Here is a 12,073-nt window from a genome sequence, read left to right on the forward strand (position 1 = left end):
TCCACCCATCCACCCCTCCACTCCTCCACCCCTATGGGTCGTCCACTCAAAGCCAACTCCCTCAGCCCGCAGCATGTAATCGATGCGGCGATCGCTTGTCTCGATCGAGAAGGCGAATCTGCGTTGGGAGTAAATCGGGTAGCGCGAGAACTAGGAATCAAACCACCAGCGATCTACAAGCATTTAGATGGCAATACAGGGTTACGCCGTGCGGTGGCATTGCAAATCTGGCATCAATATCTAGCAGATTGCCACAGCCAAACAGTGGGGATCGCTGACAAACGAACGTTATTTCTCGCAGGTGCGCGAGCGACTCGCAACTTTGCCAAATCTTATCCCGCACGATATGCCGTAATGATGGAATATCAATTGCGTCCTACCGAGCCGCCAGAAGCCGAAATCATCCAGCACTCGCTCCGTTGGTTTCAAGATTCGTTGCAACTCTCAAGACTCAGCCCAGATGCACTCGTAGATACGATGCGGATGGTTAATGCGGCGATTTATGGTTTTATTATCAGAGAACGATCGGAATTAATGACACTCGATCGCGATCCCGATGCTAGTTATGAAGTGATGCTATCAGCTTTAGTCGTCGCGATCGAGTATATTCAAGCCATCTAAGAGCACACTTACTAACTTTTACGGTTATCGATCGTAAGATCGATCGCGATCGATGAAATTATGTACCAAGAGGGTTTTCGTTAAAATTAAGGAATATTCTTCCTACTTTTCCTCAATATATGGCAACGACTATCCTTGGTAATACTGGCATTGAAGTGACACCGATCGGATTTGGTACCTGGGCTTGGGGCGATTCTCTGTTCTGGGGATATGGTAAGGATTACGGCGAAATGGAGTTGCGGCAAGCTTTTCAAGCCGCAGTCAATAAAGGAATTACCTTTTTAGACACCGCTGAGGTGTATGGTTTGGGTAAGTCTGAACAACTGATCGGTAAATTCGTCAAAGAGAGTAGCGCAACTACCCAAATTGCGACTAAATACATGCCGCTCCCCTGGCGGTTTCGGAAAGAAGATGTAGCCGATGCTGTCACCGCCAGTCTCAAACGGCTGAGAATGCCCTCGATCGATCTATATCAAGTCCATTTTCCAGCTCCTTCATTTTTGAGTCAAGAAGGGTTGATGGATGCGCTAGCAGATGAGGTAGAGCAAGGGCGGATTAAGGCTGTCGGGGTGAGCAACTATAGTGCCCAACAACTCCGCGAAGCCCATCGGTTACTAGCGCGGCGCGGCGTACCTTTAGCTGTCAATCAAATGCGCTATTCGCTCATCACCCGCGAAATTGAAACGAATGGGGTACTTGCTGCCGCTCGCGAGCTAAATGTCACGATTTTGGCCTACAGTCCTCTAGCGCAAGGGCTATTGACTGGTAAGTATACTGCTGGCAACCCACCCACTGGCGCGCGGAGTCTGGACAAACGGTTTCAGACTGTTGGTTTGCAAAAAATTCAACCAGTCTTAAATAAACTGGCCGAACTGGGCGACAAATATTCCAAAACGCCCGCTCAGGTGGCTCTCAATTGGTTGATGTGCCAGCCAGGGGTAATTCCGATCCCAGGGATTAAAACCGCCACTCAGGTGGAGCAAAATGCTGGGGCTATGGGTTGGGAATTGTCAGCAGAAGAAGTAATGGAGTTGCGCTATCTGAGTTGAGACGCAATCGATCGAAATTAGGAGACAAGGGGTAATTCATGAATTACCCCTTGTCTCCTAATTTTGCACCAGCGTTAAACTGCTAGCTCAACGGCTTTTTAGCTACCAAATACTTGCTCATAAAATGCACTTCCGTGGGCAAGACTTCGGCAAAGCCAGCCTTGTACAGCCGCTCTACCAGGTTATCGTCCATGTAACTGCGATAATAAGGCTCGTGGAAAGTTTCGTAGAACATGTGCATCATGGCTTCAAATTCTGGCGAATCGCTCATCTGAATCGAATCGCAAATCACGAACGTGCCACCAGGTTTGAGTACGCGGTAACATTCCTCGATCGCTCTTTGACGTACCGCAGGCGGGAGTTCGTGGAATAAGAAGACGCAGGTAACGGCATGGAAGTAGTTATCGACATAAGGCAACTCTTCAATATTGCCTTGCAATAACTGCACCAACTCTCCTGGCATGTCGGCGAGCTGCTCGTTAGCTTTGCGTAGATATGCTCCAGATAAATCGACGCCAAATAGCGAAGCTTGGGGCAACATCGCCCGGATACCACGGAGGGTGCGCGCCGTACCACAGGCAGCATCGAGAATCCGAATTTGCTTGGCAGGAACGTCGCTAAAGGCTTTTAAACCAGCTTTGAGCGGAGCCAAGATCCGACGCCGCATCGCATCAGCACTGCCACCGAACAAAATCTCCACTTGGAGATCGTACAAGTTAGCAGACATGTCACTTAGGTATCCGCCAGTCTGATGGTGAAAATTCTGAACGTAGTAGCTGGGATAGCCATCAGTTTCGATCGTGCGATCGAAATCTTGATACTGCTTCGAGTCGGCACGCTGCCAAATGCTGGGCAGATCGATGACTAAAGAGGGATATTGGCGCAGATAATCTACCCAAGGTTCGTCGAATAGCAAGCTGGTGGGATATACACCGTTTTCTGCATCTTGCCAGTCTACTGCCTGGAGGTTGTCAACACGCTGCTGAAGCTCGGTAATTAATTGTGGTGGTACCGGGATCGTTGACAACTCGTTGGGCTTGAGAGCCTTACGAGCCTGAATACTGAGAACTTTGTGGGCGAAGCTCAAGTAGCTCTTGCCTTGTTGAAGCGTCTGGTAAGTTAGCTTGGTGAGTGTAGCGGCCATGGTAGTGAGAAGATTTTTATCAGTATTGTAAATAAATCTAACGAATTCTGAGGAGTTTGTAAATTAAATGCGGTTATATGAGTTTCAAGGTTTCTCTAAAAATAGAGGTCGATCGAACCGATCGAGACGGTCAACTAACCCGATCGCAGGCTATGATGGAGGGCCGCTATATCTAAATAATTAATTAAGTTTGTGTTAGGATTGGGGGAAATAGGTTTCAAATCCTAACGTAAACATGAGCAAAGTGCTGGTGTTAAATGCTTCCTATGAGCCGCTCAACATCACTGGTTGGCGACGTGCGGTAATCTTGATGCTCAAAGGCAAGGCAGAACAGGTCGAACACAATGGTAAATATTTAGCCAAAGACTTTCCGCTCCCAACGGTAATTCGCCTGCGGCATTACATTACAGTGCCATACCGAGAAATTCCCCTCACTCGTCGCAATGTGCTCAATCGCGACAATCACTCCTGTCAGTACTGTGGTTATAAGGGTGACGGTTTGACGCTAGATCATGTGATTCCCCGATCGCGTGGTGGCCCAGATACCTGGGAAAATTTGATTACGGCGTGTATGCGTTGCAATGTCAAAAAGGGCAACCGGACGCCCAAGGAAGCTAATTTACAGCTTTATACCCAGCCGCGCCGACCTTATAGCAGTCTGCACTATGAGGCTGTGACTCACATTAATAATGGCTCTCATGTGGAGTGGCGTAAGTATATTATTGGCATTTAGGATAATTGGACTGGTTGAGCAACTCTAAATACTATTAATTTGCACCATAACTCTGGGTTGCCAATCATTTTAAACTAATTTTTAGGCCAAAGTCTTCTTTTAGTTGTAAAAGTGCTTCGGCATTGCCTTTAGCATCATCTAGCGCATTGTGCGTATGTGCAGTTTTTCGTAAATGCTTAAAATTTACAAATGTATCTTTAACAAGTCCTTTGTAAAGGGAACCGAGATTATTGGACGTGTGTCCAAACGGATTTTGCCCGCAGAAATGGTGAAAATACCAATTGATAAACTGCCAATCAAACCCATTATTATCGGCGATAAACAAGGCTCGCCCAGAACTTGAGGTTTCAATCCAGGCGGCAAATCTTGACATTACAACTTGCGGATCTTCAAATGTTAATGTTTCCTCGCGGGTAAATTTACTAATTTCTAGAGCTTGGGGAATCCACTTATCTGAAATTGGTTTGAGTTGTGCGTAGAATGTTTTAGTTAGCGATGGCTCAACAACTACAGCCCCAAAGGAAATCATTGAATAATCACCTGGAATTGGGCCATCAGCTTCTACATCGATCGATATATAGCTCATTCAATACTTCACCAAATTATTAACACTAGAAACCCAACTTCTGTGAGAAGTTGGGTGTTTAAAAAGCAAAGATCGAGTTACACTCTACACGGGCGATAGCGTCCGACGCTTGCTGACCATTTGGAAGGTTTCGATAATGTCGCCTTCTTGCCAGTCATTAAACTTGTCTAAGCGGATACCGCATTCAAAGCCAGCATTGACTTCGCGCACGTCATCTTTGACACGCTTGAGGGAGTCGAGCGTACCTTCGTACACCAACGCACTTTTGCGGAGAACGCGAATGCTACAGTTCCGCAGGGCTTTACCTGAAAGGACATAACATCCGGCAATGTTGCCCCGTCCGGCTTGGAATACCGCCCGAACTTCCACTTGACCCAAGGGTTCTTCGACTTGTTCGGGGTCGAGGAGACCTTCCATCGCGCCTTGAATGTCGCTGAGGAGGGCGTAGATGATGTTGTATTCGCGGACATCGACACCAGCCTCATCAGAGGCCGCACGCGCGCCGCTGGCTAAGGTAGTATTGAAGCCGATAATGACGGCACCACTGGCTGCTGCTAGATCGACGTCAGTTTCAGTGATTTCGCCTGCTGCGGAGAGCAGTACGCGTACCTGGACTTCGTTTTGAGGTAGCTGACGCAGCGAACCGAGAATTGCTTCGACGGAACCTTGAACGTCTGCTTTGAGGATCAGGTTGAGTTCTTTGAGTTCGCCTTCTTGTGCCTTAGCAGACAAGCTGTTCAGGGTAACGCGGCGGGAAGCCATCATCTGTTGGAGTCGCGATTGACGGCGTTCGGCAGAACGGACATCGGCAATAGCACGAGCTTCTTTTTCGACGAAGACTTCAAACTCATCGCCAGCTTGCGGGACATCGCTCAAACCGAGGACTTCTACGGCAAAAGAGGGGCTAGCTGCCTCGACGCGCGCTAAACGATCGTCTACCATCGCCCGAACTTTCCCGAAGACGTGTCCGGCAACTAAAGTTTCACCGACGCGCAGGGTACCGTTTTGTACCAAGAGAGTTGCAACGGGGCCTTTGGCTTTGTCGAGGTGAGCTTCAATGACGGTACCGCGAGCGGTACGATCGGGGTTAGCGTGGAGATCTTCAATATCGGCGACTAACAGAATCATTTCGAGCAGGGTATCGAGATTCTCGCCTTTGAGAGCACTAACTTCGACCATGATCGTATCGCCACCCAGATCTTCCGATTGGAGGTTGAAGGCGATTAATTCCTGTTTGACGCGAGCGGGGTTGGCACCTGGTTTATCGATTTTGTTGATAGCGACGATAATCGGTACTTCGGCGGCTTGAGCGTGCCGAATTGCTTCGATCGTTTGCGGACGGACGCCATCATCGGCAGCTACGACCAGGATGGCAATGTCTGTCACCCGCGCACCGCGAGCGCGCATAGCGGTGAAGGCTTCGTGACCTGGCGTATCGAGGAATACGACCTGTTGAGTTTCGCCTTCATGTTCCATATCGACGTGGTAAGCACCGATATGTTGGGTAATTCCTCCGGCTTCTCCCTGAGCTACTTTGGTCGATCGAATGGCGTCGAGTAATGTGGTCTTACCATGATCGACGTGACCCATGATCGTGACTACTGGCGGACGACGTTGGAGTAGGTCTAAATCTTCAACATCGAGCATTTCGGTAACTTTAGTGGCCGCAGCTTGTTCGACACCCGTCACGACGGCGACGTCCATTTCTTCAGCGACCATGGTGGCTGTATCGACATCGAGAATCTGCGTGACGCTAATCGCCATGCCTTTGAAGAAAAGCTGTTTGACGATTTCCGTTTCCGGTACCATCAGCATTTCTGCTAAATCTCGGACGGTGATACTACCCATTAGGGTAATCGACTCTGGTTTTTCAACAGTGTTCTTTTGTTCGCGCTTGTTATTACTACTGCGTTCTTTAGCCTGTTGATCCCCCTTCATTACGGGTTTTTTGCGCTGCGCGGGAACTGCGGCTGGGCGAATGCCGCCGCCAGTGCCGATCTTCTGCTTGGCTGGTCGCGCGATCGACAGGCTGACGATCGTTTCTGTCGCGTTGTCGTTACCATCAAAATCGTCATCTTCATCATCTTCGTCGATGACAACTGTTTTGACGCGTTTCCCTTTGGCCGGAACTTTGGCCTTGGCGGTTTCGACTTCTTCTTCTTCTTTACTCCAGCCTTTGCCTTTGTTGACTGGCTTCCGCAGCGGTGGCCGCTTGAGTTCGAGATCGATGGGCGTTGGCACATCATCTTTCTCGGTAGCCGCACCGTCTTTCCCTGGTGCGCCCGGTCGAGTGGGGCCTGTGCCTTGGGGTTTGATCTGCACGATCCGAGCGGGCGGACGGTTCAGCGGTGGAGCCTCAGCTTCAGTTTTGGCAACTGGCTTGCGCGGGGCACTAGTCCCCGGACTGCGGGTGGGCGCACCAACAGCAGGGCGGTTGCTCGGCGGTTCGTTCTTAACTAGCTGAGATTTGGGAATCGGTTTATTGGGAACTGGGGGGCGAACTCCTGGCACCGCAGGGGCGTTCTCGCCGCTATCATTTGTCGGCTGAGTCGGCGCATTATCGCCAGCAGTAGGGCGGGCTGGAGGGCCTGATAATTGGGGTTTGGGTGCTGGCGGCTGCACTGGCGCGGTCGCTCTGACCGCCCGATTGGGGTTCGCTGTTTCACCAGCAGTTTCTGGGCGGCGCACGGGAGTGGCACCTTCACCCACAGGTGTCGGACGGACGACTGGTCGGCTGACCGCAGGCGCGGGCGGTGCGGCAGGTCTCGATGGCGGTTGCTGTGCTGTCACAGGCGGTTGTGGCATCAAGGATGGTTTGGGCTGGCTGTCGCTCTTGTGTTCGATTTGCAAAATTCTGGTTTTGGGTTCGGTTGGTCGTTGTGGTGCGGACGGATTGGCAGGGGCGGTATTTGGGGCTAGTGATTTGGGCGGCTCGGTTTTTTGGGCAATGGGAGACTCTCCCTTGTCAATGGAAATCTGACGGGGAGGCTTGTTGTGACGATCGGGGAATTTCTCGTTGGCGGCTTTGACGATCTGCTCTGCTTCTGCTTCAGAGATACTGCTGCTGTGGCTTTTGACTACAATATTTAAGCCTTCGCAAATCCCCAATAAATCTTTATTATCCAAATTCAATTCCTTTGACAATTCGTAAATTCTGACTTTGCCGTTGTTCATCCACTATGTCCCTATTTATAAAACCGATCGAGCGTCTAGATTATGACTTGATGTTGGCAAGACCATATATTTATCTACACAATATTAATTTTTGATTATCTAACTAAGTATATTTAATGAAAGCTCTTACCTGGTAGTGGGTTCCTAGCATCGTACTCAAGTGTACGTAATGCTTGCGACTTATCCCCATCCGTTATCGACTAACTCGTTAGCGTTTGCACGGCATCTTGAAGAGCAGATCGGTTTCTCCTGGTGGAGAATTGCGGTCTTTATCTTACTGCCACGATCGGGAGAACCCGACGGTTGCTAGATGCTGTTGCACGGTTTTTCTTAACGTTCGGTGGTGCCGATCGTCAACGGGGAATCATATTATATTCTTACACCAATTTGTCATGATTGGCGAGTCCGATCGACAATTTGTGATACTGTGATAGGTTTATCCGATTCTCCGGGGAGTGGTTGTACCAGCCTGGATTGTCGCAGATCGTACCACCGATCGATCGTGAGATCGAGAGCGGAAAAAAGGTCAGACAAAGGGGTCTTCACAATTAATAATTAATTAATTCTTTTCGATGAGCAAAGTATATATTGTGGGTGCAGGGCCAGGAGATGTCTCTTTTCTAACGCTCCGCGCGCAACAAATTCTCACCCAAGCAGAAGTATTAATTTATGATGCTTTGGTCGATCGCGGGTTGCTAGAGTTGGTGCCAGAAACTTGCGTGCTGGTAAATGTTGGCAAGCGCGGCGGACAGCCGAGTATGCTCCAATCAGAAATCGATGCCTTATTGGTAGAATACGCCCGCACCGAGCGAACGGTGGTGCGGCTCAAGAGTGGCGATCCGTTTATCTTCGGGCGCGTCACTGCCGAGATCGATGCCCTGACTGCTGCCAACTGCGATTATGAAGTAATTCCTGGATTATCTACGGCTTTAGTTGCCCCCTTACTTGCTGGCATTCCCCTCACCGATCCCGTGTTGAGTAGGGGTTTTGCGGTAATTACGGCTCATCTCCCCGACGATCTCGATTGGGACGCCCTAGCTAGAATCCCGACAGTGGTAATTTTAATGGGCACTAGGCAACTAGCCGAAGTAGTCGCTCAATTTTTGAAACACGATCGATCGATTAATACTCCCATTGCGATAATTCGCTGGGCGGGAACCTCCCAGCAGCAAATCTGGGTATCAGATTTGGGCGGAATCGTGGCCGAAACTGATGGTTTCGATCTGTCACCATCGGTAATTGTCGTCGGGCAAGTGGTGCGATTGCGAGAGTATATTAACTGTGACGCATCGACTTCGCCGATTAGTAACGAACTTGTCTTAACACACTCGCATCCGAGTCCGCTCGCTGGCAAAACCGTCCTGGTAACCCGCGCCGCCGGACAAGCCAGCGATTTTTCGCAGATGCTACGATCGCGTGGCGCGCGCGTCATCGAAATGCCCACATTAGAGATCGTGCCCCCCAGTAGCTGGCAGGATCTCGATCGCGAAATCGATCGATTGAACGCGTTTGATTGGTTAATCCTCACTTCTACCAATGGCGTCGATGCCTTGTTTGCACGGCTGGCTGTAGCTGGTAAAGACAGCCGCGCCCTCGCAGGCGTAAACATCACCGCAGTCGGTCAAAAAACCGCCCAATCGCTTCAACAGCATGGGATTACGCCCGACTTTATCCCGCCAGATTTTGTTGCCGATGCGTTGGTGAGTAACTTCCCTGTCGATCCTCACGGACAAAGAATTTTATTTCCGCGCGTCGAAACTGGCGGACGCGAAGTGTTAGTGAGAGAATTTACCAATCTGGGCGCAACGGTAGTCGAAGTTGCCGCGTATCAATCGCAATGCCCTCAGGAGATCGATCCCGCCGTTGCCATGGCATTACAACAGCAGCAGATCGAGATCGTTACCTTTGCCAGTTCCAAAACCGTGAAGAACTTTTGCCGATTAATTGGAAATAGTTTACCAATAGATTGGCAGCAACAGGTCTGTATTGCCTCGATCGGCCCCCAAACTTCGGCTACTTGTAGGGAGTTATTGGGCAAAGTCGATATCGAAGCGACTGAATATACGTTGCCCGGTTTGGTTGCGGCTTTAGAGTTAGGCTTGGGAGTACGTAAATAGCTGGCAGCTAGAAGATCGACGCTCTCTAGCAAGCCGCTCTTATAAAACCGATTTGAGATCTTTCGATCGCTCCTGGTGGGGGAGGGCGGGTTTTGTTCGCTATCCAACAGTAAAATCGACATTGAATAGCATAAACCCGCCCCTACAGTTGGTCTGTAAGGGCGGGTTTATGCTAGAAATTATCATCTAACACTATCATCTCCAAACAAACCCGTCCTCCCCCATCAGAAGATCTCAAATGGGTTTCATAGAGCTAGAACGGAATATTATCGCCGTCCTCAGCATCAAAAGCCGGACGCTCCTCAACCCGAGGCGCAGGTGTCGCAGCACTCCGGCTCGGTGAGGACGAACTCTGAGCCGCAGCGGTCGCTGTTGGTGCCGCTGCGGGCACGTCCACAGTACTCATGCGGTAAATGTGACTGGCGATTAATTGAGCGCGTTTTTCCTTATAACCATCTCGCTCGATCGTATTCATTTGCAGACGACCTTCGATCGTCACTCGATCGCCTTGTTTGTAATTTTCCTTCATGTCTGTGGCTACAGTATTCCAACCCACAACTTCGATCGTCGGAGACCGCTCTCCAGGGCGGCTACCCAATGGTGGCGCAAATTGGACGACCATATTCGCTATTTCCATCTGGTTGTCAGGTGTGGAACGCAACTCGGGATTTTTGATAATCTCCGCCATTAAAATGCAGCTATTCATAATGTCAGGTAATGAGTAAATTTGAGGGAAAGTGACATCTATACGACTAGAAGCTTCCCCACTCGTGCGTTGCACCAAGCAAAACACGAGGTCAAGATTTTGGGCTATCTTACTATTTTAGTATAAAATTACTGTTTTGCAACTAGCACAGTTAGTTATATTACCACTGTCGAGCGCGAACAGATCGGCAGCTCGGCGTAATCTTAACTCGATTCGATCGCAAAAAAGCACATTGGGCAAAATCATCCCATGTGCTTTTTACAATATTTGCCAACAGCATCGAGGCATTAATACCAAGATTACTGAGACTAAACGCGCTCTCGATCGATGCCAATTCGCATTATATTGACTACTCAATAGGTTGTTGTTTGCGCTTAATTACAAAGCGTGCGCCAAAACAAGCACCTAAAACTACAAAACCTGGTAAGAAACTGGGTTCTGGAACTGCGGTTGCTGCTACAGTACTGGGTGAAGATGCTGCGCCGCCAATCAATAAATTACTACCGTCAGTAGGATTTGTATTAATTCCCGCAAGCGGTAGAAAAGCAGTTACATTTCCTGTCGCTGAATCGATGGTAATTTGTTGTTTATTGGTGGTATAACCGCGTAAAACGCCGTTATCAAATGTTAGCCCAGCAACAAATGGTACGGGATTATTACTAGCCGTAATATTGCCGACGATCGTAGTTGCTCCAGTTGTGGGATCGATCGTAAAAAGTGTCGGATTTGCATTTCCAGATACTGCTAAGAATTGATTCGTACTTGGATTAAATACGAGGTCGCTAGTATCGCCAGTACTGTTGCCACCAGCAAAACCAAAGGTGGTGGGAGTCAACGCACCTAACCCACTACCAATGAGAGTAACAGCACCATTGGTGGTGTCAATCTTGTAAAAACCACGACCTGCTAAATTACCACTTAAGTCTGTGTCTAAAGGGGCACCTGCTAGTCCAAAAAGATTGTTATTGTTATCAAAGGCTAGACCGTTAAAGCCAGTAATACCTCGACCGCCTAAGGTGAGATTTCCAACGATCGATTGAGTCTCAGTTCCTGGATTGATTATATATAACTGTTCGTAAGTGGTGCCAAATAACTGGCCGCTATTATTGACTGCGATATCTGTTAGCTGTAGAGAGCTACTACCAAAAAAAGTGTTAGCTCCGGTTGTGGGATCGATTTGATAAACATCCGTGCTATTACCAGGCGGACGGAAAGTACTGACAAATGAAACTGCGCCTACGGGAGTGACTTCAGCAATAGCAAGCAGAGTTACTGCTCCACCTACTAAATATTTGATATTTTTTTGTAAGTCGATCATTTTTGTTATGCTTAAACAGTATATTCATCGCTCCGAAATTTGGTAAAGATGCTTTTAGTTTTGAGTGAGTACTTTTTTGTGAAATACACTCACTAATAGCTTATTGTTTTTACAGAAAGTTGTGAATGAGACTAATTACGGATTTGTGACAAGATATCGCTCGAAATACAGTACTTTTGAACAGTGTCGATCGGATAAAATGCGAGTAGCGTGAATCGTGGCGACAAGATAGTTCTAGTCGCAGCAAGGGAATGAACGCGACGAGCTATCTTTTAGTCTTGACTGCTGTCGATCGACATCTTCGTCAATATCGATCGACAGCAGTTAACTCGATCGCGACAACATACATGTCTCCGCTGCTGTTGTCGCGATCGAGACAAGACCCGATCCATAGCACTTCAATGGGTAGAAATTTGGTTGGACAAACAAACTTTTGCGCTCTCAATCGCCGAGTTTTGGGGTGGGATGACGATCGAGTCATTCGCTAGATCGCGGGTTGTGACGATCTGACGAACAGCTACAATAGTTAAGTAATCCTAAATTTAGGTAAAATGGCGATCGCTAGAGCAATAATAAATCTCCATGCGTAAACCTGCGGGGATATAGCTAGTTAGCAACAACTAGA

At 48.7% G+C, this 12,073-nt stretch carries 10 protein-coding genes; 5 read left to right on the forward strand and 5 right to left on the reverse strand.

What is annotated here, in order from left to right:
* Together C7B77_RS00850 and C7B77_RS00855 are read left to right on the forward strand one after the other, a co-directional pair.
* Nucleotides 1-621: TetR/AcrR family transcriptional regulator (locus C7B77_RS00850; protein WP_245893968.1), on the forward strand; the 621-nt coding region annotated here is incomplete at its 5' end.
* 119 nt (nt 622-740) lie between these two features.
* Nucleotides 741-1,670, forward strand: a complete 930-nt coding sequence (locus tag C7B77_RS00855; RefSeq protein WP_106299429.1) for an aldo/keto reductase — start codon at nt 741-743, stop codon at nt 1,668-1,670.
* A gap of 82 nt (nt 1,671-1,752) precedes the next feature.
* Here C7B77_RS00855 and C7B77_RS00860 read toward each other — a convergent pair whose 3' ends face one another.
* On the reverse strand, nt 1,753-2,814 hold the full coding sequence (locus tag C7B77_RS00860) for a class I SAM-dependent methyltransferase (protein WP_106299430.1): 1,062 nt from the start codon (nt 2,812-2,814) through the stop codon (nt 1,753-1,755).
* A 235-nt stretch (nt 2,815-3,049) separates the two neighbouring features.
* On the opposite strand from C7B77_RS00860, the gene C7B77_RS00865 reads away from it, so the two are divergent.
* On the forward strand, nt 3,050-3,547 hold the full coding sequence (locus tag C7B77_RS00865; protein ID WP_106299431.1) for an HNH endonuclease: 498 nt from the start codon (nt 3,050-3,052) through the stop codon (nt 3,545-3,547).
* A gap of 64 nt (nt 3,548-3,611) precedes the next feature.
* Here C7B77_RS00865 and C7B77_RS00870 read toward each other — a convergent pair whose 3' ends face one another.
* Together C7B77_RS00870 and infB are read right to left on the reverse strand one after the other, a co-directional pair.
* Nucleotides 3,612-4,133 carry a 3'-5' exonuclease gene (locus tag C7B77_RS00870; protein ID WP_106299432.1) on the reverse strand — a complete coding sequence of 174 codons (522 nt, stop codon included), beginning with the start codon at nt 4,131-4,133 and terminating at the stop codon, nt 3,612-3,614.
* A gap of 84 nt (nt 4,134-4,217) precedes the next feature.
* Complete coding sequence (infB, locus tag C7B77_RS00875) at nt 4,218-7,307, reverse strand: translation initiation factor IF-2 (RefSeq protein WP_106299433.1); 3,090 nt, start codon at nt 7,305-7,307, stop codon at nt 4,218-4,220.
* 572 nt (nt 7,308-7,879) lie between these two features.
* Here infB and cobA point away from each other — a divergent pair.
* Nucleotides 7,880-9,424: a uroporphyrinogen-III C-methyltransferase gene (gene cobA, locus C7B77_RS00880; RefSeq protein WP_106299434.1), complete on the forward strand. Its 1,545-nt coding sequence runs from the start codon at nt 7,880-7,882 to the stop codon at nt 9,422-9,424.
* A 253-nt stretch (nt 9,425-9,677) separates the two neighbouring features.
* Here cobA and C7B77_RS00885 read toward each other — a convergent pair whose 3' ends face one another.
* Together C7B77_RS00885 and C7B77_RS00895 are read right to left on the reverse strand one after the other, a co-directional pair.
* On the reverse strand, nt 9,678-10,130 hold the full coding sequence (locus C7B77_RS00885; RefSeq protein WP_106299435.1) for a single-stranded DNA-binding protein: 453 nt from the start codon (nt 10,128-10,130) through the stop codon (nt 9,678-9,680).
* A 349-nt stretch (nt 10,131-10,479) separates the two neighbouring features.
* On the reverse strand, nt 10,480-11,448 hold the full coding sequence (locus C7B77_RS00895; protein WP_106299437.1) for an NHL repeat-containing protein: 969 nt from the start codon (nt 11,446-11,448) through the stop codon (nt 10,480-10,482).
* Nucleotides 11,449-11,699: 251 nt separating this feature from the next.
* On the opposite strand from C7B77_RS00895, the gene C7B77_RS29040 reads away from it, so the two are divergent.
* Nucleotides 11,700-11,936 carry a hypothetical protein gene (locus C7B77_RS29040; protein WP_146138130.1) on the forward strand — a complete coding sequence of 79 codons (237 nt, stop codon included), beginning with the start codon at nt 11,700-11,702 and terminating at the stop codon, nt 11,934-11,936.
* Nucleotides 11,937-12,073: the final 137 nt, after the last annotated feature.

This window comes from Chamaesiphon polymorphus CCALA 037, assembly GCF_003003845.1.
Taxonomy (GTDB): domain Bacteria; phylum Cyanobacteriota; class Cyanobacteriia; order Cyanobacteriales; family Chamaesiphonaceae; genus Chamaesiphon; species Chamaesiphon polymorphus.